Origin of the sequence: uncultured Nitrospira sp. (assembly GCA_902500695.1) — a bacterium.
Taxonomy (GTDB): Bacteria; Nitrospirota; Nitrospiria; order Nitrospirales; family UBA8639; genus Nitrospira_E.
This window is the reverse complement of record CABVRQ010000012.1, coordinates 32276-54585: the sequence shown is the minus strand read 5'-3', so window position 1 is coordinate 54585 and position 22310 is coordinate 32276. Positions and strand designations below refer to the sequence as shown.

Sequence of the window (22310 nt, the reverse complement as noted above, 5' to 3'; positions counted from 1 at the left end):
CGAGGAAGGGGAAAAGCATGACAGACCAAGATTTCAATTTCCATGATTTATTCATATTGGATCTAGCGAATAACCACCAGGGAAGTGTCGAGCACGGCCTGGGCATTATCCAATCAATGGCTGAGGTGATCAATCGGCACCACGTCCGGGCAGCGATCAAATTTCAATTCCGCCAACTCGACACCTTCATTCATACCAATCATCAGTCAAACAGCGAACTCAAATACATCCAACGATTTCAATCCACCAGATTGGACCAGGCACAATTTCAAACATTGCTCAATGAAGTATGGGCCCAGGGCCTGCTAGCCATGTGCACCCCTTTCGATGAAGAGTCTGTCAATATTGCCGTCGACATGGGTTTTAATCTGTTGAAAGTCGCCAGTTGTTCAGCCAAGGATTGGCCGCTTCTTGAGGAAATTGCCGGCGCCGGCCCGCCGGTCGTGTGCTCAACCGGTGGACTGACACTGGAGGATATCGATAATGTGGTGAGTTTCTTTCAGCATCGGGCTGTGCAATTCGCGCTAATGCACTGCGTGTCAATCTATCCAACTCCTGACCCGTTGATGAACCTGAATCAAATACAGGTGTTGCGCAACCGGTACCCCAATATTCCCATCGGCTGGTCCACGCATGAAAATCCCGGTGACACGGTCCCTGTTCAAATTGCCGTCGCTCTTGGAGCCAGACTTTTCGAACGGCACATTGGACTGGAAACCGAATCCATCAAATTGAATGCCTATTCGTCCACCTCACAACAAGTGGACACCTGGCTGGAAGCCTATCATCGGGCACAAGTATTGTGTGGGCCAAAAACTCGTCCACCGGCCTCCGAAGTGGAACAGGCCTCACTGGACGGCCTTCGACGCGGGGTCTTTGCCAAACGGCTCATTAAAAAAGGCCGTGAACTCACACGAGACCTTGTGTATTTTGCCATGCCCTACGTCGAAGGACAGATGGAAAGCGGGGCATGGAAGGAGGGCTATACGGCAGTCCAGGACATGACGCCGGATCAACCGGTCATGCGGGACGCTGCCGAGATCACGGTGAATCAAGGTCTCGTGACCCTTAAACAAGCGATTCACGAAGTCAAAGCCTTACTCAACGAAGCCAAGATTCAATTAGGCAGTGAGTTTAAAGTCGAATATTCGCACCATTACGGCCTTGAAAATTTTCGACAAACCGGAGCGGTCCTTATCGAATGCATAAATCGGGAATATTGCAAAAAACTCGTCATTCAACTGCCTGGGCAGCGACACCCCTCACATTATCATGCGAAGAAGGAGGAAACATTTCAAATACTTTTTGGCATCCTCCACGTGAATATCGACGGATATCCCCGCATTTTGCATCCCGGTGAAACCATTCTCATCCTACCTGGAGTATGGCATTCCTTTTGGACAGACACCGGGGTTGTCTTTGAAGAAGTGTCCACCACCCACTATAACAATGATTCCTTCTATGCCGACAAACGAATCAATAAGCTGCAACGATCTGAGCGGAAAACAATGGTTGATCATTGGGGACGTTTTCAAATCGCCCAGCAGCCATCAGTGGAGAAGGCTCCCGAAGTGCCATTGCCCGATCCTCATGCGCAATGATTGCTTGCGTCGCATTCGATTTTGACGGAACGCTGGTTGATTCCAATCAGGTGAAGGTTCAGTCATTTTATAAGATTGTCGAGGACTACGATCCCAGCGGGTGCACCGTCACCGAAGTACTTCAACGATGCTCTCATAAGGATCGATACGGAATCACTTGTGAACTTGTCCGAGAATTCATGGCGAAAGGGCTCATTCCGCCACACACAGGCACAGAGACCCTCGGTTTACAATGGGCCGAGACTTACACAACCACCTGCGAAACGGCCGTTGTCGGGTGTCCGGAAGTCCCTGGGGCCTCAGGGATACTCTCATGGCTGTTGAATCAAGAGATTCCTCTATACCTCAACTCAAGAACGCCGGCCAAAGCCCTCAATCGACTGGTGACCCTACGAAACCTCTCACACTATTTCTCGGGTATATATGGAGCCCCGGCAAGTAAACTGGAAAACTTGCGTCACATCCAAGAGCTGACTCAGGCAAAACCCGATGAGATGCTTTTTGTCGGAGACAGTGAGGATGATCTGGAGGCTGCTGGTACATTTGGCTGTCATTTTGCGGGAGTCATTCTTGGTGATCACAGCCGCTTCAGCCAGATACCCTCACTCCATGTGACAAACCTGGATAAACTCAGAGCGATCGTCCAAAATCTTCAGGAAAACAGAAATACACTTACCCCAAACCATTGAGCATTTCCTTGCACCATTGTGATTGGAAATTCTTTACACTTTTGACACAGGAAGTTATGATTTGAACCAAATCAATGGCTATATCAACAACCCCGTGTATCGCTAAAAAGACCCTATGATAGGTACCCAACGGATTCTGGCTGTGTGCCCGGCCAGGGGCGGCAGCAAAGGGATTCCACTCAAGAACCTGACCCCCTTTCTTGGAATTCCGTTAGTCGCAAGAGTTGGGCAGTTGGTTAGAGAGATCCCCATCATCGACCGAGCCGTAGTTTCCACCGATCATTCTGAAATTGCCGAGATCGCAAAAAAATTCGGACTTGACGCCCCGTTCTTCAGGCCTCCCGCCCTTTCAGGGGACCGAATATCGGACGCCCCGGTATTGATCCACGCATTAGAAGAAATGGAGCGCCTGGATGCTGTGCGATATGACATTGTGGTCATGCTCCAACCGACTTCCCCTCTTCGTCGGCCAGACCATGTCATCCATGCCATTGAGATGCTGGTGAATGAACAATGGGATGCCGTCTGGACGTTGTCCGAAACCGATTCCAAATCACACCCTCTCAAACAACTAACTCTTAACTCAGACAGGATCGACTATTATGACCCCGACGGAAGCCAAATCATTGCCCGGCAACAACTAACCCCGGTCTATCACCGGAACGGGGTGGCATATGTCATGACACGAAACTGTCTTCTGAAAGGAAGAAGTATCATGGGTAAACGAACTGGAGCGCTCCTTCTCGATGAGTATCTGGTCAGTATCGATACCATGTGGGATTTGGAACTGGCCGAATACATTCATACCAAAACTCGGGCATAACCTCCGAATGCCAATCAAGATGAGGATGAACTATCTATTAATCAGAGGTCATTTTGCAGGTCGAATGGCTCCGTTGGCAATGAACATCCCCTATGTTCAGCCCCTGACGGACCAATCAAAGTTTTTCCTCAAAGGCTCACTTTTCCTCTTTAGAAAAGGAATGGTGTCTTGAGTAAATTTTTAGACCATCCCTTTCAGGCAATGGACCGGGATAGCGTCGTAACAGGAGACTGTGATCTCTGTCGTTCCACAGAAGCATGTGTTGTTGCAGAACCATCGGAACTGAATTGCCGCATTGTCATTTGTATCCACTGTCAATTGCTGTACGCTTTTCCACAAATTGAACAGGAGGACTTGGACAGATTCTATGAAAGTAGCTTTGCCAACGACCCTGGTAGCCGCAGTAGGCCGGGGGAAGGCATCGAAGATGAAGATGACATTCAAAAACAGGATGCCTTCGCGGAGTGGGGTTTGAACATCATCAACCGTTACATTCAGGTTAAAGACAAACAGATTCTCGATCTGAGATGCCAAACAGGTGCATTCTCGGCACGGCTCCGATCCGCGGGGGCAAACATATTCTGCGTGGAGCCGTTCGAAAAAAACAGACAGTACGCTAGTGAGCGACGCGGATTATCCAAGATCTTTCCTTTGCCATTTTCCCGTTTCTCCCAGTTACCGATTCCCTTTCAGGGTCCCTTCGATGCAGTCAATGTCCTGACGCATCATGTCCTGGCCCACGTCCTGTCTCCCCGCATGCTCCTTGAAAAAATTTTCAGCCTGCTCACACCAGGCGGCTATCTCTTTCTTGACGAGAAGGATGTGCTACGACCTTCCCGGTACAAGACCCGATCGGTGTTTCAGTCAGGTCCCGTCCATCAATATCATCTCACGGCACAGACCACTGCCAGATATCTCGAAGCAGCCGGCTTTACATTGATTGAATGCACAATTGACAACCGCCGGATAAGTGATTTCCGACACATCCGGGCCATAGCAAGAAAGCCTGAAGCCAAAAACCTTCCCGGGGTTCCAGCTCAAAGCATTCAGCATCATTCATCCCTACAAAAAATCAGATGGCGATTATGGTGGCTAAAGCAGACATGGACACTTCGACAGCTCTCTTTCTTGGGAAAACGCAAAACCAATAAACTTCTACGCCGAATCCGTCGACGGATTGCATCACCCTCACACGCATAGCCCTGCTAACAGGAAAACCAAAGCAGGAAAGCCCCGATCTTTCAGCTAGAAAGTCAATCGGCTTCAAGATCTTGGAGTGAAGAGATTGGACTGCCACTGACCATTGCAGGTCATAGGCGAATTTTGCGGGGAATGGCAGAAAACACAAGATGGGGCTCGAGACCATCCGGTCGCAATTCATCGACCTTTCCACAAAAACATTGACGGCTTGAATGGAACTCTCTATCTACACTTCCAACATATTTCGCTATCGCAAAGATGTCGATGAACGAATGCTTTAATTCCTGGGGGAATTTCCTCACGGGAAACCTGGTAATTTCGCGGGAAAGGTGGATGAATTACCAGGAGCCATTTTTCTTATTCCCAAATGAGATCTATCATCTTTGTAGTGTGTATATCGTCGAGGTTGCATATAAAAAATTGAGGATACGGGCCAATCCTCGTCCCTTCTGGAAGAATAAAGCCCCTATGGGAACCGATCCAATCAATTGATTCCTAAGGCCAGCTTCTGAACAAGGTCCGGCTTAAATCCTGGAAGGTCACGAGGCACAATGAATGGAGCTGTTGGTCGGAACGCGGAATAGCCATTGAGAAATTGGATGATCAGGACCACGCGATCTCTTCGGTTAAACCGGCTTCCATAGTGAAGACAGCGGGACGTGTCCAGAAATGCCCCTGAGCCTGGCGGTCCGATCAACTTCACCTCATGGTTTCGTCCACCTCCCTCATAAATTCGTTCGTCCTGCACACGACCAAGCACACGCCCGATTGCTCTCTGCACCTGATGGGATATATCGGCGGGAAGGAACGTCAGCGGCCCCTGGTCCTCCTTCGTCTCAAAGATATTAATAAAAACTTTGACTTGCCTGAGATCTTCATAATCGAAATGAAAGAGCTGGCTGGATCGAGCCGTTTCATTTTCAGGCGACCAACAGAGCCTGGCTCCGGTCAACTTGGGTACCGTTCCCAGATACGCCGCTGCGGCATCAAGAATATGGCGAGACACCATAAGCTTGAGCAATTCCGGATGGCGACAGAATTCGGCACCTTCCAGAATAGGAAACAGAAATTTCTTATGAGGATGTTTTTGAAAATATTCCGGGGGGAACGCCGCTCGTGATTGCTGATACACTGCTCCACAATACCTGACAATTTGAGCAGTTTCTTCAATATCGTCAGGCCCAAAAATCCGGTATCCGGCTCTGTCTGGAATAGTAATCAGGGGCTTCGTGATCACCATAATTTCTCTGGCCAATCGCTTTCGCAAACGATATTGAGCGGGGCTACCGGTGATTTTCAGAGCGCGATAAAATGGTCGAACCACCCACGGAGGAATTCTCAGATTTTTATGCAGTACCTTATAGAGCCGATTTTGACGAATCGGCTGCTTGGCCATTTCCGAATTTTCAGAAGATGAAGGCATGCGTCCAATCTCGTGGCGAGTTAAAATCGGAAATTTGACATTTGGCTCACACCGTCAATAGAGAACAATAAGCAGCCTTGCTCGCCGATGCCTTAAAAAAACCATTTATCGTTCCTGAAAGGATACATTTTGTCAATTAGGCATCGCATTGTCCGTTCAGTCAGAAATTCTCAGCCTGAGGGGCCTCATTCATTCCCAGGAAATCATTTGGCATTGTAGAAATTCGCTGTCCAATTTATAAATAGTCGAGGAGCAATTTTTACTGCCAACTGGCTGTCACCGCCAATGAATTATTTTTCAGAACACTTCACAACAGCCTTCACTCAATAATACAATTACCGCCTCTCGGCAGGTAATATTCAATGAGTATGCTGTAATTAGAAAAAAGGAACTACTGATGGCTCGTCGAGAAACTTCACTAAACTTCTTGCTCATTGTGTGTTCTGTCATATGTGCACTTGTGGTTGCTGAAGTAGCTTTGCGTGCACTTTCTCGCCAAGATATTGATGGAAATGTCTATATTGGAAAACTTCGCTTGAGACCATTTTTTTTGCCAGTCAAAACCTTAGTGTCAAAAAGTCAAGATTTTTTGGGGAAGGAAAGGCCCTACAACCAGTACGATCCAGAACTTGGCTGGTCTGTGCGACCAAACAGCCAGAGTGAAAATGGATTGTATGCTTCTAATGCCGCAGGCGTCCGGGTTGGAAAAGTACGCCAGGAAATTACCCAAGAAGCTCCTCCGGGAATTTTTCGAATTGCCATTTTAGGAGATTCCTTCACCCACGGCGATGATGTGCCTTTTGAAGTATCTTGGGGAGCTATTCTTGAGAATCATTTAAATTGTAATGGGATCAAAGCCGAGGTTCTCAACCTCGGAGGGCAGGGATACGGAATAGACCAGGCGTTTCTTCGATGGAAGAAAAATGGGAAATCTCTAAAGCCTCATTTGGTTCTGTTCGGTTTTCAACCTTCAAATATTAAACGGAACATGAATATCATCAGAATGTTTTACAGCCCGGATAGCGACGTTATTTTTTCGAAACCTCGTTTTCTTCTTGTCCCTGGAAATAACCTTAGCCTTCTCAACACCCCCACGGTAAAACCAGAAGACATTCTTAATATTTATTCAGACTTTGACCAGTGGCCGCTTAAACCATATGAATTATTCTACCAGGAAGATGATTACAAAATGAGTCCGTGGTATGCAAGCCGATTGGCGGCATTTATTATTTCCGGTCTGACCAATAATTTTTCATCAAGGCGAAAAGATTATGAATTTTTTGCCGATGCATCCCCCTCCCGGCAATTAACAGAGCGTATCATTGAGGAATTTGAACGTGAAGTTCTTGAGGCGCAATCCAGCTTTATCATCGTGCACCTACCAACAAAGAGCCCGCTGCAAAATCTTCTTAACGGAGAACCACTTGAGTACCAAGAACTTCTGGATGGCCTGAGTTCGAGATATAACCTCATCGACCCAGCCTTTGGCCTCATCTCTCAATCCAAAGAAGATTCAATTGAAGATCTCTTTACCAAGAATAGCAGCCACTATTCCCTTATCGCCAATCGTGTAGTTGGTGAATGGATTGCCACCACCTTATTGAATAACAACTTATTGAGGGCATCTCTAAATACTCCTGACAAATGGATTCGATTATGGGATGCTGCGTGTCCAAGGAGGATCTGATTATGTCGACACCGAGCCTACTTGGATTTGTTGATCTCACGACGCGCTATGAGGGCCCTCAGTCAGCAGGGCGATCCCTTAGAACAACTCGCGCAAGTGGTCCCCTGAGAAGCCCTCGGCTGGCCTTGGCAAAGTCCTTCGATGCCATTTGCAAGTTCAAAGTCTTCGTGCTGCAAGTCCTCTATAACTTATCCAATGACCAAACGGAATATCAGATCCGCGATCGCCTGTCGTTTATGCGATTCCTCGTCCTCGATCCGGCCCAATACATCCCCGATGCGCAGACAATCTGGCTGTTTCGGGAAACCTTGGCCCAAGCGGACGTCGTAGAAGCCCTATTCTAGCAATGTGACGCTTATCTAGCCGATCAGTGACTCCAGGCCAACTGATCGATGGGTCACTGGTCCCGGTCCCGAAGCAACGGAATACACGAGATGAAAACGCGGCCATTAAAGCGGGCCAAAGTCCCACCGGGTGGGAGGCGGACCCGGCCAAACACCGGTAGAAAGCGATCGCTGCCCATTGGACGGTCAAGCATAGGGACCAACACTATGGCTACAAGAATCATGTGAATGTCGAGAAGCAACACGAACTGATTCGCCGCTATACCGTGACGAATGCCGCGGCGGATGACAGCCAGGCGCTGGAAACCGTGTTACAATCGGCATCTGCCGGACGAGGTGTGCGGGCGGATTCAGTGTATCGTTCCCAGGAGCCGGAAGCGTTACTCAAGAGGCAGCACCTCCGTTCTCACATTCAAGAAAAAGGCTATCGGGGCAAGCCTCTGGCGTCGCACCAAAAAGCGCGGAATCGGCGTCGAGCGCGGACGTCAGTTCGCCTCGAGCAGGTCTTCGGCCACCAAGTCACGGCAATAGGCGGGAAGCGTATTCGAACGATTGGGGTGATCCGGGCTTGGGACAAGATCGGGCTCAACAATCTGGCCTATAACTTTCAACGGGTACGGTTTCTCACTGCCACGAGTCCGCACCAGATGGCCTAACAAAGGGAGCAGAGAAGGCCTTGAGCGTCAAGCAGACAACCAGTCACTCCCACGCACACGGTGTTCAGGGCGTTTCGCCCATCCCACAAGCACGGCCAGGAAGGGACGACCCAAAAACTGGAATTTTTTAGAAGTGCCATTGAGATTGTTTCGCTGTGAGAATGCGTCATAGGTTTTCCCTAGCAGTAATGTCTTACCAGGTAAATCTGGGCATAATTTGGGAAAATCTGGCACCCCTTGAAGTAAATATTTTCAGAGCTTTTATTGGCCCGGAACTAGTTGACACATCATAGATCGTGCAAATGCCCAAAGAAATTCCAGCGGTGCCTGTATGGTCACCCTCATCCACTTAATTGGAAGCACCCTAAACAATGCCTTCATCCCTGAAAAGATTGAATAGAAAATCCCTTACGGTAATAACCTCAATTGTTTCCCTTGGACTCATCTTAGTTCTTGGTGAAATTGGTGTTCGTCTGTTCGTGGAAAGTTCGAACATTTCCCCAGATGTGCTTCGTCAGCAATCCCTGCAGTATGAACCTGCCCTCTTTGCTCGACACATTTTTCAGGCCAAGACTCATTCGGTTTCCCATGCCTTCGGGAACAAGAAAGGCCTTCAATGGGAAATCAATGAAAAAGGTTACCGAGGACCAAATTTTGAAAATCTTAAACCTGAAAACACCATTCGAATTATCGTGTATGGAGGATCAGCAGCTTTCGATACTCGAGCGGATAAAAATTCTGACTGGCCTCACCTCGTGGAAAAGTACCTTCACAAAGCAGGATTTCCTCATGTTGAGGTCATTAACGCCGGCATACCTGGACATACTGCCGTGGAATCGGTAGGAAGATTTTTTACAGAAGGATTCAGGTTCTCCCCGGACTTTGTGCTCTTGTATAATGCCTGGAACGACATGAAATATTTTGATGCCGGACAGTCTTTTTTAAGAACGGTCAAACCGGCTCTTCATCAATTTGATTACAGAATTCATAATGCTAATCTGCTGGATCAATGGTTATGTAACGCCTCACACCTTTATAATGTCTTACGGCGGGTCTACTTTAAGAAGACCATCAAACTGGGGCGAGAAGGGATTATTGCATCTCAGGATGCACGTTTTCCTATCACATCCCTTAACACGCTACAATTCCGCCAATATCAACTTGCCGTCGAAATGTTTGCGGATCTAGCAAAGAATATTGGAGCCAAACCCATACTTATCACTCAAGCCAGGCTGGTTCATCCTGAAAATACCGAGGAACAAAAGAAGCGGATAGATTACCATCATGTCGGACTCAGTCATGATGCCATTCTGGAAACGTTCTCTCATCAAGATGCCATTATCAAAAATGTGGCACAAAGCAAAAACATTCCTGTTTTCGATGCCTCTCACCAGCTCTCTGGTATGGATTGGGCCTTTTACGATCATGTTCATTTTTTGCCAGCCGGATCAGAAGCCATGGCTGGATTTATCAGTTCAAAATTAGAAGAAATTCTTATTGACTCATCACCGTGACTACAATCAGCCGGTCGCAAAAAACGTTTCATCCACCCCCTAGGAGTCTGTCGGAATTAGGGGATCGAAAGCGAAAAAGCGGACGAGCGAGACCAGATATTGACGATTTCGCAAGCTCATAGTGGGACTATAGGCCAAAAAAGCGGTGAAATAGGGACCGCTGAGACACTGTTGCAGTCTAATTCTTCCTAAGTCCAAAAGGCTCCTAGGATGCTAATCCCATTTCAATGATCTATACCCGCGAAATCATCCGTCTTCCCTATCCGGTTAACATTTTTTGTCCTGACTCTCATGGTATTTGCTATAATAAACCTTGTTTGACTTTTCTTTCTGACACTGGGCTTCTGTGACATAAAATTTTTCTTCAAAAATACCAAGCTCGATTACCGGATTTTTCTTTGCCAGCTCATTCAGTGAAATTACGCCCTAATTACCTTGTTCTTTTGCGTCACGGTCAAAGTCTCTGGAACCGTGAAAAACGGTTCACTGGCTGGACAGACACGCCCTTAAGCCAAAAAGGCATGAAGGAAGCCCGGAGGGCCGCACACGTACTGCAAGCTCAACACATGACCTTTGATATGTGTTATACCTCCCTATTAAGCCGGGCGGCGGACACCGTCAAAATTGTCTTACAAACGATGGGGCAGGAATCCATCCCTGTTCATAGGAGTTGGCGGCTCAATGAGCGTCACTATGGAGCACTGCAAGGATTGACATGGTGGGAAGCCTCCACCCGCTATGGCACAAAACAAGTCCTGATTTGGCAAAGACATTTTAGCGCCAAACCGCCGGCATTGACCCAGGACGATCCCCGTTTTCCGGGAAATGATTCCCAATATGCAACTGTCGACTCTCAAGATCTTCCATGTTCGGAAAGCTTGGAAGACACGCAAAACCGCCTTGTTCCCTATTGGCAGACGGAAATTTTCCCATCGCTCCTTCAGAACAGGAATATTCTGATCATTGCCCATCAAAATAGCCTGCGAAGTTTGTTAAAATATCTTGCCGGCATCAGTGATCAGGACATCCCAAAAGTCACCTTAAAAACCGCCGAACCGGTCATATGCAAATTTGACGAAAAGGGAAATTTTGGAGGTTACTCCTATCTCCGATGGAAGCCAAAAATACAGGATTACGCTCATCGATTTCTCCATACTATTTTGCCTTAAATTATTCTGAAAAATCCGGTAATACCATGAACTATTTGAACTTTCCCGCTCTAGAAGCTATTTCACCCCAATCCTTTCAGGAAGCAAAGCCCTATCCTTGGATGAATCCGTCCGGGTTTCTGACCGATGAGGGTTATCAACGCCTGGTTGAGACACTTCCGGATGTCTCCATGTTTGCAAAACGTTTTGGGGTCAAGCGTGCTCATGGTCAACAAAGTCACGATCGCTATACATTGGACTATCGCCAAGGCTTATCTCTCTCCCCCCATTGGGATCAATTCCTGGCCGAACTTCAGGGAAAACCCTATTCCAATTTTTTAAAACGTTTGTTTGGGGTCAAATCACTTGAATTGAATTTCCATTGGCACTATACCCCCAATGGATGCTCTGTTTCTCCACACTGTGATGCTCAACATAAACTTGGATCTCACATTTTCTACTTCAACACAAAAGAGGATTGGGACCCCACTTGGGGTGGGGAGACCGTTATTCTCGACGATCAAGGGCAGTTTAGTCGAAAAAGCGCTCCCAGCTTTGAAGATTTCCCACAGTCGTTGGCTTCAACAGCCATTGGAAATTTCAGTCTGTTATTTCAAAGATTGGATAAATCCTGGCATGGGGTGCGCCCCGTTCAATGCCCGGAAGGGCACATGCGAAAGGTGTTCATTGTCGTCATCAATCGGCTCTCTCTGCTTGACCGAATCCAGCGGGTCCTGGGAAAAAGACCTAAGGGGTACTAAATTTCTCAATACGCTCCAACGCCCATTGCCGATACTCCCTACAGTCTCCGATACCCTTCAAAATACGCAGGCTTTATGGCTTTCCAATCTCTTTCAAAAAATGCCCGTTTCATCCACTGGGCGAGAAAACACAATTCGATAAATCCATAATAGGCTTGAATATCCGGGACGCCCTTGTTTGTCAGCGATTGGAGGAATTCCTCCTTGAAGGGATTCAACCACCGCACCAAGGCTTTGGCAGCACCCATGCCTATGAGATGCTCGTTGACGAGGCCTTCCACATCGACGGCACACAGCATCTGAGTCTTGGGATTGAGGACAAAATTTTTCTTGACGGGGTCGGTATAATCAAACCCGATCCAACAGTGTGTGGGCTGCAGGACATCCACGGATTTTCTGATTTCCTCCAACAATCCATTTGAAAGGATTCCAACCTGATTGAGAAAATGCAGATCCCTATCCAGGCGATCGGGGAAAAGGGTCTTGTTCGTTTCCACCAAACGGGGAGCTTCAGAATATAAACGACTATAAAAAATGGCCATTTGTTCAACCAGTGGTTCATTAATCTCCCTGATGAACTGCCCGTGAACAAACTCCACCCAGATTTCCCGCTCATAACGAATCACAATATTGGGGAAAATCCCGTCCCCCCGGAAGCACTCGAGATTTCGCTCAATTTCAAAAGCCAGAAAAGAATCACAAAAGACCAATCGCTTAAATTGCTGCCCATTGATGGTCACAAAATGTAGGCTTTTCGCCTTTTGCAAGCGAACTCCAAAAAGCCGGGATAAAAAATATCGGACTCGCTTCCATAAGAAAGGCGATCGTTGTTTGACTCGTAATTGAAAAGACATCGCGTTGAGGATTGTCCGGTGTAAACTGGTCGTGTCAAATACCCGAAAATTTGGAAAACGGGGGATACATCGGATATGATTTGCAACCCCTATAGAAGAATGCGTTACGGCCAAGTGCCTGAGAAGCTCCGATGACTTTATCGGCGCGTTAGCCTTCAGGACACGTGTTATGAACTTTTTTTAGAATAGAGTCAACATCTTATCCGATTTTAACTCCAATCGCGCATGAATTGGGTACTCCTCTGGTTCCACTGAAACATTCCGGTCAGACGACTATGCTCGACAATCCAAAAGTGACCGTATTTATCCCGGCTTATAACCGCGAAAAATATATTGGAGACGCCATTGAAAGTATTTTGGCACAAACTTTCACCAATTTTGAAATACTCCTGATAGATGATGGTTCGAAAGACAGAACTATTGAAATCATGCGTTCTTATCACGATCCCCGTGTGCGCATAATCAGGAATGAAAGCAATCTCGGGATTCCCAGGACCCGCAACAAAGGTATTGAGCATGCTCGTGGCGAATATATCGCTATGCTGGATAGCGATGATCGGGCGTTCCCGACACGATTGGAGAAACAGGTCGACTTTTTGGATGCCCATCATGATTATGCCCAAGTGGGAAGCTGGTGCCGCATGATGGACGAACAAGGTCAGCCCTTAAAAAAGATTAAGCGCCAGCCCGTTTCACCGGAGGACGTTGATACGCAACTTCTGTTCCGGTGTTCCCTGAGTAACCGGTCTATTATGGCTCGAACCAAAATTTTGCGTGAATATGGTTATCGAAATGACTACCCACGCTGCCAGGATTATGACCTCCACGTGAGACTGGCCCAAAAATATAAACTCGGCAACCTCCCTGAATGCCTGGTCTACGGCCGCATACATGCCGATCAAATTACCAGTCAAACGGTAGAGCTGGGTGATGAAAAAAAACGGGAAATCATCCGCCATCAACTCAATATATTGGGGGCACCCTTTACGGAGGAGGATCTCGGTCCACATTTGACGTTGTCCCGCATGCGAAAATGCCACTTCACGCCGGACCATGATTATCTTCAATGGGCGGAAAATTGGTTACTGAAACTTCAAGAGGCTAATTTGCAGACACGCCGGTATTCGGAGCGAGCATTTGCGCAAGCGGTCAGCGAAAAATGGATGCGGGCCTGTTGGTCGGCCTGGAACGGCATGGGGTGGGTCGCCCTGAAATATTATTTTCACTCGCCCCTTCGCAAAAGCCTCGGGAATACCATACGAGAACACGTCCTCACTCGATCAGCCCAACATACATTCAATTAAGCCTCAAGCAACCTGTAATAAAATGATGACGTCGAATTACTCGGATAGAGCCTCACCCTCGAATCAAGTATTAAATAGAGAAAGTGAAACTCCGGACCGTAAACATCTTGCGATATTTCTGCCATCTCTAGCCGGAGGCGGTGTCGCAAGGGCCATGCTCTATCTCTCAGAGGCCTTTGCCGATCGCAACCACAGGGTGGACCTGATCTTATGTCAGGTCTCAGGGCCTTACCTGGACAGCGTTTCTCCGAAGGTTAAGGTCATCGGGCTCAAGGGAGGGACAAAATGGCGGGGATGCTTCCATGCCGTGTCAGCTGATTTTGGTGCTCTTTGGTCGATGCTCCTCCCGATCGTGCTCTCGTCCCATCCTCCCAAAACTATCGGGTATCTCCCGGATCTGGTTGAATACTTACGGCGTGAGAAACCAGATACGATGCTCACCGCGAAAACTCCTGCGAACCTCATAGCCTTGTTAGCCGCACGCCTGGCAGGTGGAACAACTCGCATGGTGATCAACGAGCAAACCAGCTTGTCTCCCATTATCAAGACTTCCAAAAAGTGGCGTTGGCGTTTCCTTGCACCTCTCTTACAACGTGTATACCCATGGGCAGATGAAATCCTGACCGTGTCGGATGGCGTCGCCGAAGATGTAGCCTCGTTAACGGGAATCCATCGTGATCGTATTACGACGATTTACAATCCGGTGGCTCTCACCCAGGTACAAGAAAAAGCACGCATCCAGGTTGACCATCCGTGGTTTCCAGCAGACACGCTGCCGATCATTTTAGGTGTAGGGAGACATGTGCCACAAAAGGACTTCGCGTGTCTCATAAAGGCCTTTGGCCGAGTTCGTTCTGTGCGTCCAGCCCGATTGGTTATCCTCGGGGAGGGAAGAATACGGAATGAGCTTGAAGAGCTGGCTGAAACCTTGGGCCTCACCCAAGATATTTCCATGCCGGGATTTGTCGACAATCCCTTCGCCTTTATGGCCAGAGCTTCGGTATTTGTGCTCTCTTCGGCATGGGAAGGCTGTCCGAATGTGCTGATCGAAGCGTTGGCGTGTGGCTGTCCGATTGTCAGCACAGACTGCCCGAGCGGTCCTTCCGAGATTCTCCAAAATGGGGCCTTTGGCCCATTGGTAGCAGTAGGTGATGACAAAGCGATGGCTGAAGCTATTCTCGGAGTTCTTGACCATCCCCTTGGCCAAGAGCAGTTGCATGCCCGCGCTAGGGAGTTCGAGGTTGGCCGGATCGCGGAAAAGTATCTCCAGCTTATGTCGACCAACTAATATCCCTTTAAATGGCTCCGTTAAAGAGGCCCGTTATCAATAGGACCACGTGCGGAAGGGATTTCGATAGGGATCACCGTCGTTATGGTGCTGGGTCTCCGGCTTCATAAAAGTGTGTGAGAGCAATAAGGCGTATAGCCACATCCAGGCCAACTCATAGCCAATGAGTATGGTTGCAGGATAAACCTATCTCGTTGCGCTTCTATCGGGTATTCCCACGGCTACGGACGGACAGGCCTCAAAGAACCCTTTTCTACAGATACCCAGGTCCTAAGTGATCCTTGGCGAGCGAACTTCACCATAGCCAGGAAGCATATCCCCCTGAAGCTGTCAGCCAAGATGCGAAAAAGCCAGTTAGCAGATAATCAATTGACCTCGAAGATACCGTGACCACATCTCCCTTCTCAATCAGCACATCTCTCATAGATGACGCCGTAATACGGCGTCTGAGTGTCCTCGCCGCTATTGGGCTGAGTGTGCTGATCTCGTTTACGGGAATTTTCGATCATGAGCTCATCGCCTCTGACGAGATTCGAGTCGGCGAGATCGGGCGGGAATTGTTCACGAGTGGCAACCTACTGGTACTTACGCTTGGAGGGGAACCCTTTATGGAGCACCCGCCACTGTATTACTGGTTGATTTCGGCGGCGTTCCATGCTTTTGGCGTCTCCGACGGCATCGCCCGACTTCCCAGTGCCATCGCTGGATGTTTGACCCTCTTACTTGCCTTTGACCTCAGCCGGCGGCTTGCCGGCCCGGGTAGCGGCTTACTGACAGTACTGGTTTTAAGCACCATGTGGGGATTCTTTCGGCATGCGCATCGCTGCATGGTGGACCCGTTGCTCGCGTTGTTCGTCATGCTTGGATATTGGGCATTTGCGCTCGCCATGTTCAGGGAAAAACCCAGGATCGGTACACATTCGCCTTTACCCTTCTGTGCCCTGGTCTTAGTCATTTATTTTGCAGGGGCGATGGCATTCCTGACTAAGGGGCCTGTGGGAGTTATCCTGCTCGGAAGTCCATTGGCTCTGGCAATCATATTTTGGGGTCGCTGGGATTTTTTGCGGTCCTGGGTTCACCTTCCCGGTCTTCTCATTCTTACCACAGGATGCCTCATTTGGCCTTTACTGCTTTACCTCTACGAAGGGGAAGCCCTATTCAATGAGTTTGTCGTCCACAACATACTGTATCGTATCGCTCCAGATCCTGAGCAATATACAGGCGGGCATGAAAAACCCTTCTGGTTTTATTTCCCCAAGTTATTCAATCAAATAGGACCATGGCTCCTTACGCTTCCTGCAGCCTATTTCTGGGCATTTCGTGACAAGATGCCCCAGGGTTGGAACCATGCAGGACTTCGCTTCATTTCCATGATTTTCCCGTTCGGGCTCTTACTGCTGAGCCTTCCCGGCACCAAACGTGAAGTATATCTCATGCCCCTTCTTGCTCCTCTTGCCGTATTCATTGGGACCTGGGCTGCTGCAATGGCCAGACAAGAGACACCAGCAAGGATCTCACGCGTGACGGCCAACCTCTTCGGTACAGTGTCAGCCATCCTTCCTGCTCTCGCATCACTCATCATTCGCATCTTTGCCCTCCTATTGGCACCTCTTGGTCTTCTTAGACCCCGTACTGACCACAAGTTTTCTTTGGCCGGTCTTCCCGAAAATTTGCGGAGCCGGTCCGCTGCCGTTTTCTCTATCGCCAAATCATGGCGCACAGAGGCGCGGGCCATCCCGGCCTTTGCCGGATTGATGTTCACAATCATGCTGACGGTTAATCTGTTTGTATGGCCGGTTCTGGGGAGCGGACGGTTCTTGCGTCCCATCACCGTCAATCTTGCGGCCCTGGATGCCCTCCCGCCCCGACTGGTTGGCTATAAGCTACATGAAGAGATGCGGGCAGCACTGCCATTTTACACCGGCATTATTGTGCAAAATCTGCAATCACCGGAAGAAGTTCATCGCTATATGCAGGAGAATCCGAGTGGACTCTTGCTCATCGGGAAGTATCGCCCCCCATCACTTTCCGATGATCTTGGGGACAGGCTTCGAGAGATCAAGATTTGGGAGATGGCCGAGGGACGCTACGTGCTTTATGATTTTTTGCCGGACCCGCGCCCCCCCATTGAAGGAGCCCGACCGCAGTGATGTATCTGAGAGTATGGGGGCAGAAGATTTCCTAGACGCCCTGTGGTTTCCGTAGTCCTGCAGATCTCAAAGGTGGAGGACTGACTTCCTCTCCCTGGACTGACAACGTCCCAGTGCGTCCTTCTATTTCTTGAGACATTATGCGATGCGCAGGTAAAGAAGAGATATCGAGACCGAGAGAGAGTTCTTCCATGGAGTTGATCTGATACCCGCGTTCCCTCCAACCAGTAAGCAACGCTTCAAACATGGGCATAAATCGCATACCCTCAAGCTCTGCATGCAGGGTGTACACGTGTCCGTAAGGACCTGATAGTTCACTCCGTCTCAGAAATTCATCAGCCACAGTATCTTCAGTAATTCCATCGACTCCGATCAGCTCATCAAGTGTGGGCAATGTCGTGGGTAACTGCGGGCATGCGACGAGTTTACCGGCTACAAAAGGAAGAAACGGGTGCGTACCCCTGGTATCGCTGCAATAGGCAAATTTAAACTCTTCCTCCATGCGAAAGGCCTGGTCGTTCATCTGCCATCCGGCCGCACCGTGTGTACGCGCAGTCACGCCAAAAATCTCCATAAACCGTTCGCCCGCCAAGGTCATTTCACGCCGGGTCCACTCCCCTCCCTTGGTGGCAACATTGTCCTGCCAGCGAATGTGATCATAGCAATGAATACCGACGTCAAAGCCGGCATCACGCACCTTCCGCATGATAGGGGCGGTCTTTCGCCCGATGTCCGGACCAGGGAGCAGCGTGCCATAACACAACGTCTTGAACCCGTAATTGGCCCCGACTGAGGTGCGCATAACTTTTTTTAGAAATCCGCGCCGAAAGATCCGGCGCAGGGCACGGCCTGTATGATCAGGCCCAAGGCTGAACAGGAAAGTCGCATTGACGCCATGATGCTCCAATATACGCACCAGGTTAGGCACACCTTCTAATGTGCCACGAAGAGTGTCAACATCGACTTTGAGTGCGATGCGCATGGGGCGTTATTCCAACAACGCCCTGGCCTGCGCAATTTCACTGCGGTAAGAATTAAAAATGAGGCGCAACATCTGGTCCATCGTCGTCTTGGGAGACCAATTCAGATCACGGCATGTATTAACAATGGCAGGAACGCGGTGTTGAACATCTTGGTAGCCCTCGCCGTAATATATATTTGAACTAATATCGATGAACTGTACCTTTGAAGCCGTTTCGGCATATTCCGGATATTCTAAGGCGAGGGCCACCATCATTTTTCCGAGTTCACGCACGGAGTACTGGTTGGCCGGATTGCCGATGTTATAGATTTGACCGCTGGCGATCCGGTTTGGGTTTTCGATAATCGCCATCAGCGCATCAACGCCGTCGTCCACATAGGTGAAGGTCCTCCTTTGCATGCCCCCATCCACGAGAGAAATATTCTCACCCCGCACGATGTGCCCCAAGAATTGCGTCATCACCCGCGAACTCCCCTCTTTGGCTGTAAACAGGCTATCAAGTCCTGGGCCAATCCAGTTGAAGGGACGGATCAGCGTGAAATCCAAGGAACATTCCACACCGTAGGCCCAGATGACCCGGTCCAGCATTTGTTTCGAGCAAGAGTAGATCCAGCGCTGCTTGTGGATTGGACCGAGCACCAGATTCGAAGTCTCGGGATCAAATTCCTTCTCCTCGCACATCCCATAGACTTCGGAGGTTGAGGGAAAGATAATCCGCTTTTTGTGTTGGACGCACTGCCGAACAATCGCGAGATTGGCTTCAAAATCGAGCGAAAATACTCTGAGCGGTTCTTTCACATAGGTCGCCGGTGTCGCGATAGCGACCAACGGAAGCACCACGTCGCATTTGCGTATGTGGTATTCCACCCATTCCTTATTGATCGTGATGTCCCCTTCAAAAAAATGAAATTTTGAATTTGGCAGCAGGTCGGCCAGGCGATCGGCTTGCATATCCATTCCATAAAGCTCCCAATCGGTGGTCTCCAGGATACGCTTACTCAAATGATGACCAATAAACCCATTGACGCCAAGAATTAAAACTTTTTTCATTTTTGTTGACCCAAATCCTTTATCTGTTCCCCATAACGGGCATGAAATGCCTCAGGGGTTATGCGTTGATCCTCCAGTTCAAACTGGCCGATGTGGAGACGACGTCCATCACGGCAATCGGCGTAGCACCGCCCCGTCTCCCAGTAGAAGCAGGGCGCACGAGGAGGATGGCGTGCCGGTTCCCCATCAAGATGACTTCTCAGGATCCGCATGGGTAAAGAATCCAGGAGACAAAACGCCCCTGGGTAGGGAGGGGCAACCGACCGGATCAGGTTATGGACCGTCTCCGCACTTTCCCGCCAATCGATGACCCCATCCTCCGGCCGACGTCCACCATAATAGGATCCCTCCTTAAGGTTCAGCGGCTGACCTGGGGCCCGACCCTCAATCAACAAAGGCAAGCTTCGGTGTAGAACCAACTCAGCGGCCCAGGTCACCTTGTTGAATACGTCCAGCGCGATATCATCCGGCAGTATGGGGACGGCTTGCTGATCAACCAGCGCGCCGGCATCCGGCTTGATTTCCATATAATGAAGGCTCGCCCCTGTTTGCGTTTCCCCTTTGAGCACCGCCCAGTTCACCGGGGCGCGTCCACGATATTTTGGCAGCAACGACCCGTGCATATTTAAGGCCCCACGGGAAGCACATGCCAGTAATTCCGCTCCCAGCATTCGCCGGTAATAAAAGGAAAAAATAAATTCGGGAGCAAGCTTGCGTATCCGTTCAATAAGATCCGGCCGATTGGGATCTTCCGGCGTCACGAAGGGAATTGAATGCTCTTCCGCCAATGCCGCCACGCTCTCGAACCAGATGTTCTCGTCAGAGGAATCGTCATGGGTCACCACCAACGGGACCTCGACCTGACCGGCAAGGAGAACGGACAGGCAGCGCACACCCACATTATGGTAGGCAAAGACAACAGCTCTGGTCATTTTCTCATCTCTTGACCTGGAGCAGGATTCTCCAGTGTGGCATGAACAATGTAGCGCGGACGGTTCTGCACCTGTTGATAGATGCGCCCGACATACTCTCCTAACATCCCGATACCGAACAGCACGACCCCAATGAGGAAAAACATAATCCCAAACAGGGTAAACACCCCTTCAACTTCTGGTCCAACGAACAGCCGCCGCAGCACGAGGACCACCACAAGCAACCCGGACAACATGGCGATCACCATGCCGACCGTTGAAAATATCTGCAACGGAGCCAACGAAAAGCCGGTCAACAGGTCGAAATTGATACGAACGAGCTTGTACAACGAATACTTCGACTCGCCCGCTTGGCGTTCGCTATGGGCGACTTCGATTTCCGTGGGATTCCTGGCGTAAAGGTAGGCAAGCGCAGGAATAAAGGTGTTGATCTCTTGAGACCGTTTGATGGCTTGGACGATGGAGTGATCATAGGCCCGTAACATGCAGCCTTGATCTGTCATGCGAATCCTGGTCGTCCCTTCGCGCAGTTTATTGATGCAGCGCGATGCGGCTCGACGCCACCAGCAGTCCTGGCGCTTCATGCGAATGGTTCCGACATAATCATAGCCTTCATCCATTTTACCAAGCAGTTTGGCAATCTCTTCCGGCGGATTTTGCAGATCGGCGTCGATCGTGACGGCGCGCCGGCCATGCATATAATCGAACCCGGCTAGAATAGCGGCATGTTGCCCGAAGTTGCCGTTGAACAAAATGATACGCGTGTGGGCCGGGCGCTTATCGAATTGTTCCCGTAACATGGCTGCAGAGCGATCCGTGCTGCCATCATCGATAAACAAGCATTCGTAACTTCGCTCCAACCCATCGGCAGCGGTGTAAAGCCTGGAAAATAACGCGGGCAAAATGGCCTCTTCGTTATACACCGGAATGATCACGGTGAGTTCCGGGGCAACCCTGTTTGCAGCAGGAGCATGAACCTCATTGCCGACTTGACTCATGATCCGGTGTCCAACACTTCAACAAGCGCGGAACCCACTCGTTCCACATCTGCATGAGTCATGGCAGGAAACAGCGGAAGGGTGACGGTCTCACGCCCGATGCGCCGGGCATTAGGAAACTCGGTCTCACGGTAACCAAGGCTTTGGTACAGACTAAATCCTGGAATGGCGGGGTAGTGAACACCTATGCTGATACCACGATCCGCCATCGCTCGTTGGAAGCGACTCCGCTCTATGCCGAGGTCTGCAAACGGAATCAACACGGTGAACATATTCCAACTATGGCCTTCATCCCCGCGTGCCGGAAGCAGGAGATCGGAACGATCCCCAAACAACGTAAAATATTGGCCGGCCAGTTCCGTCCGCCGCGTCACGAATTCGTCCAGGCGCCGAAGTTGGTGCAAGCCGATGCAAGCCGATACGTCTGATAAATTGAGCTTTCCCCCTGCGACGACCACATCAATGGAGCCTTGAGCATCGCGCGCGATGCCGTGGAACCGAAGCTTCTCTAGCTCCGGGACAAGGGCAGGATCACCGACAGAGAGGGCACCACCCTCTATCGTGGTGATGTTTTTGTTGGGATGAAAGCTAAAGCACACCAGATCACCACATCCACCAATCTTGCGACCTCCCCATCCACTCCCAATCGCATGCGCCGCATCCTCGATGACCCGTAGATGATGCTCGTTGGCCAAACGATAGAGTGCATCCAAATCCACCGGCAACCCGGCAAAATGCACCGGCATGATGGCCTTGGTGCGTTTGGTGATTGCTGTTGCAACCTGATCAAGTTTGAGATTTCGACCGGTCAAGTCGACATCCACAAACACCGGACGTGCACCGGCACGCAGAATGACATTCGCACTGCAGGCAAAACTTATCGCGGGCACGATCACCTCATCACCG

Annotated in this window: 20 protein-coding genes; 13 read left to right on the top strand and 7 right to left on the bottom strand. The window is 49.6% G+C overall.

Annotation, left to right across the window (positions count from 1 at the left end; translation table 11 throughout):
• Positions 1-17: 17 nt before the first annotated feature.
• The 4 genes from AAH187_RS04975 (at position 18) to AAH187_RS04960 (ending at position 4313) form a co-directional block, all read left to right on the top strand.
• On the top strand, positions 18-1601 hold the full coding sequence (locus AAH187_RS04975; protein WP_342347331.1) for an N-acetylneuraminate synthase family protein: 1584 nt from the start codon (positions 18-20) through the stop codon (positions 1599-1601).
• A complete protein-coding gene (locus AAH187_RS04970) occupies positions 1598-2290 on the top strand; it encodes an HAD hydrolase-like protein (protein WP_342347330.1) in 693 nt (230 codons plus the stop codon). The genes AAH187_RS04975 and AAH187_RS04970 overlap by 4 nt, the downstream gene beginning before the upstream one ends.
• A 115-nt stretch (positions 2291-2405) precedes the next feature.
• Complete coding sequence (locus AAH187_RS04965) at positions 2406-3113, top strand: acylneuraminate cytidylyltransferase family protein (RefSeq protein WP_342347329.1); 708 nt, start codon at positions 2406-2408, stop codon at positions 3111-3113.
• A gap of 168 nt (positions 3114-3281) precedes the next feature.
• The gene (locus AAH187_RS04960; RefSeq protein WP_342347328.1) at positions 3282-4313 is read left to right on the top strand and encodes a methyltransferase domain-containing protein; all 1032 of its coding nucleotides are present in this window, start codon (positions 3282-3284) and stop codon (positions 4311-4313) included.
• Between the two features lie 484 nt (positions 4314-4797).
• Here the strand turns inward: AAH187_RS04960 and AAH187_RS04955 are convergent, their stop codons facing one another.
• Positions 4798-5736 (bottom strand): hypothetical protein, encoded by a 939-nt coding sequence (locus AAH187_RS04955; RefSeq protein ID WP_342347327.1) that lies wholly within the window; start codon positions 5734-5736, stop codon positions 4798-4800.
• A 397-nt stretch (positions 5737-6133) separates the two neighbouring features.
• Here AAH187_RS04955 and AAH187_RS04950 point away from each other — a divergent pair, with 397 nt between their 5' ends.
• From AAH187_RS04950 to AAH187_RS04925, 6 genes are all read left to right on the top strand, one after another.
• Positions 6134-7423, top strand: a complete 1290-nt coding sequence (locus AAH187_RS04950) for a hypothetical protein (protein ID WP_342347326.1) — start codon at positions 6134-6136, stop codon at positions 7421-7423.
• A gap of 2 nt (positions 7424-7425) precedes the next feature.
• Positions 7426-7767: a transposase gene (locus tag AAH187_RS04945; protein WP_342347325.1), complete on the top strand. Its 342-nt coding sequence runs from the start codon at positions 7426-7428 to the stop codon at positions 7765-7767.
• A gap of 167 nt (positions 7768-7934) precedes the next feature.
• Positions 7935-8423 carry a transposase gene (locus tag AAH187_RS04940; RefSeq protein WP_342347350.1) on the top strand — a complete coding sequence of 163 codons (489 nt, stop codon included), beginning with the start codon at positions 7935-7937 and terminating at the stop codon, positions 8421-8423.
• A 911-nt stretch (positions 8424-9334) separates the two neighbouring features.
• Positions 9335-9937 carry a hypothetical protein gene (locus AAH187_RS04935; protein WP_342347324.1) on the top strand — a complete coding sequence of 201 codons (603 nt, stop codon included), beginning with the start codon at positions 9335-9337 and terminating at the stop codon, positions 9935-9937.
• Between the two features lie 398 nt (positions 9938-10335).
• The gene (locus AAH187_RS04930) at positions 10336-11106 is read left to right on the top strand and encodes a 2,3-bisphosphoglycerate-dependent phosphoglycerate mutase (protein ID WP_342347323.1); all 771 of its coding nucleotides are present in this window, start codon (positions 10336-10338) and stop codon (positions 11104-11106) included.
• A gap of 26 nt (positions 11107-11132) precedes the next feature.
• Positions 11133-11846 (top strand): 2OG-Fe(II) oxygenase, encoded by a 714-nt coding sequence (locus AAH187_RS04925; protein ID WP_342347322.1) that lies wholly within the window; start codon positions 11133-11135, stop codon positions 11844-11846.
• Between the two features lie 38 nt (positions 11847-11884).
• Here the strand turns inward: AAH187_RS04925 and AAH187_RS04920 are convergent, their stop codons facing one another.
• On the bottom strand, positions 11885-12700 hold the full coding sequence (locus AAH187_RS04920; protein ID WP_342347321.1) for a hypothetical protein: 816 nt from the start codon (positions 12698-12700) through the stop codon (positions 11885-11887).
• A 275-nt stretch (positions 12701-12975) separates the two neighbouring features.
• Between AAH187_RS04920 and AAH187_RS04915 the strand changes: the two genes are divergently transcribed.
• From AAH187_RS04915 to AAH187_RS04905, 3 genes are all read left to right on the top strand, one after another.
• A complete protein-coding gene (locus AAH187_RS04915) occupies positions 12976-14004 on the top strand; it encodes a glycosyltransferase family A protein (RefSeq protein WP_342347320.1) in 1029 nt (342 codons plus the stop codon).
• Between the two features lie 22 nt (positions 14005-14026).
• Complete coding sequence (locus AAH187_RS04910) at positions 14027-15292, top strand: glycosyltransferase (protein WP_342347319.1); 1266 nt, start codon at positions 14027-14029, stop codon at positions 15290-15292.
• A gap of 386 nt (positions 15293-15678) precedes the next feature.
• The gene (locus tag AAH187_RS04905) at positions 15679-17442 is read left to right on the top strand and encodes a glycosyltransferase family 39 protein (RefSeq protein WP_342347318.1); all 1764 of its coding nucleotides are present in this window, start codon (positions 15679-15681) and stop codon (positions 17440-17442) included.
• Between the two features lie 31 nt (positions 17443-17473).
• On the opposite strand, the gene AAH187_RS04900 is transcribed toward AAH187_RS04905, so the two are convergent.
• From AAH187_RS04900 to AAH187_RS04880, 5 genes are all read right to left on the bottom strand, one after another.
• Complete coding sequence (locus AAH187_RS04900) at positions 17474-18424, bottom strand: hypothetical protein (protein WP_342347317.1); 951 nt, start codon at positions 18422-18424, stop codon at positions 17474-17476.
• A gap of 6 nt (positions 18425-18430) precedes the next feature.
• Positions 18431-19474, bottom strand: coding sequence for a bifunctional UDP-4-keto-pentose/UDP-xylose synthase (locus AAH187_RS04895; RefSeq protein WP_342347316.1), 1044 nt, complete (start codon positions 19472-19474; stop codon positions 18431-18433).
• Positions 19471-20406 (bottom strand): formyltransferase, encoded by a 936-nt coding sequence (locus AAH187_RS04890; RefSeq protein ID WP_342347315.1) that lies wholly within the window; start codon positions 20404-20406, stop codon positions 19471-19473. Before AAH187_RS04890 ends, AAH187_RS04895 begins: the two co-directional genes overlap by 4 nt.
• Positions 20403-21404 (bottom strand): glycosyltransferase, encoded by a 1002-nt coding sequence (locus AAH187_RS04885; protein ID WP_342347314.1) that lies wholly within the window; start codon positions 21402-21404, stop codon positions 20403-20405. The genes AAH187_RS04890 and AAH187_RS04885 overlap by 4 nt, the downstream gene beginning before the upstream one ends.
• On the bottom strand, positions 21401-22310 hold a 910-nt coding region (locus tag AAH187_RS04880; protein ID WP_342347313.1), incomplete at its 5' end, for a DegT/DnrJ/EryC1/StrS aminotransferase family protein. The genes AAH187_RS04885 and AAH187_RS04880, both read right to left, overlap by 4 nt.

Excerpts from the sequence above, each read along its gene's own strand:
- AAH187_RS04935 (WP_342347324.1), top strand. The coding sequence starts at position 9,335 with ATGAAATATTTTGATGCCGGACAGTCTTTTTTAAGAACGGTCAAACCG.
- AAH187_RS04925 (WP_342347322.1), top strand. The coding sequence starts at position 11,133 with ATGAACTATTTGAACTTTCCCGCTCTAGAAGCTATTTCACCCCAATCC.
- AAH187_RS04970 (WP_342347330.1), top strand. The coding sequence starts at position 1,598 with ATGATTGCTTGCGTCGCATTCGATTTTGACGGAACGCTGGTTGATTCC.
- AAH187_RS04920 (WP_342347321.1), bottom strand. The coding sequence starts at position 12,700 with ATGTCTTTTCAATTACGAGTCAAACAACGATCGCCTTTCTTATGGAAG.
- AAH187_RS04955 (WP_342347327.1), bottom strand. The coding sequence starts at position 5,736 with ATGCCTTCATCTTCTGAAAATTCGGAAATGGCCAAGCAGCCGATTCGT.
- AAH187_RS04945 (WP_342347325.1), top strand. The coding sequence starts at position 7,426 with ATGTCGACACCGAGCCTACTTGGATTTGTTGATCTCACGACGCGCTAT.
- AAH187_RS04885 (WP_342347314.1), bottom strand. The coding sequence starts at position 21,404 with ATGAGTCAAGTCGGCAATGAGGTTCATGCTCCTGCTGCAAACAGGGTT.
- AAH187_RS04910 (WP_342347319.1), top strand. The coding sequence starts at position 14,027 with ATGATGACGTCGAATTACTCGGATAGAGCCTCACCCTCGAATCAAGTA.
- AAH187_RS04965 (WP_342347329.1), top strand. The coding sequence starts at position 2,406 with ATGATAGGTACCCAACGGATTCTGGCTGTGTGCCCGGCCAGGGGCGGC.
- AAH187_RS04900 (WP_342347317.1), bottom strand. The coding sequence starts at position 18,424 with ATGCGCATCGCACTCAAAGTCGATGTTGACACTCTTCGTGGCACATTA.
- AAH187_RS04895 (WP_342347316.1), bottom strand. The coding sequence starts at position 19,474 with ATGAAAAAAGTTTTAATTCTTGGCGTCAATGGGTTTATTGGTCATCAT.
- AAH187_RS04950 (WP_342347326.1), top strand. The coding sequence starts at position 6,134 with ATGGCTCGTCGAGAAACTTCACTAAACTTCTTGCTCATTGTGTGTTCT.
- AAH187_RS04975 (WP_342347331.1), top strand. The coding sequence starts at position 18 with ATGACAGACCAAGATTTCAATTTCCATGATTTATTCATATTGGATCTA.
- AAH187_RS04890 (WP_342347315.1), bottom strand. The coding sequence starts at position 20,406 with ATGACCAGAGCTGTTGTCTTTGCCTACCATAATGTGGGTGTGCGCTGC.
- AAH187_RS04915 (WP_342347320.1), top strand. The coding sequence starts at position 12,976 with ATGCTCGACAATCCAAAAGTGACCGTATTTATCCCGGCTTATAACCGC.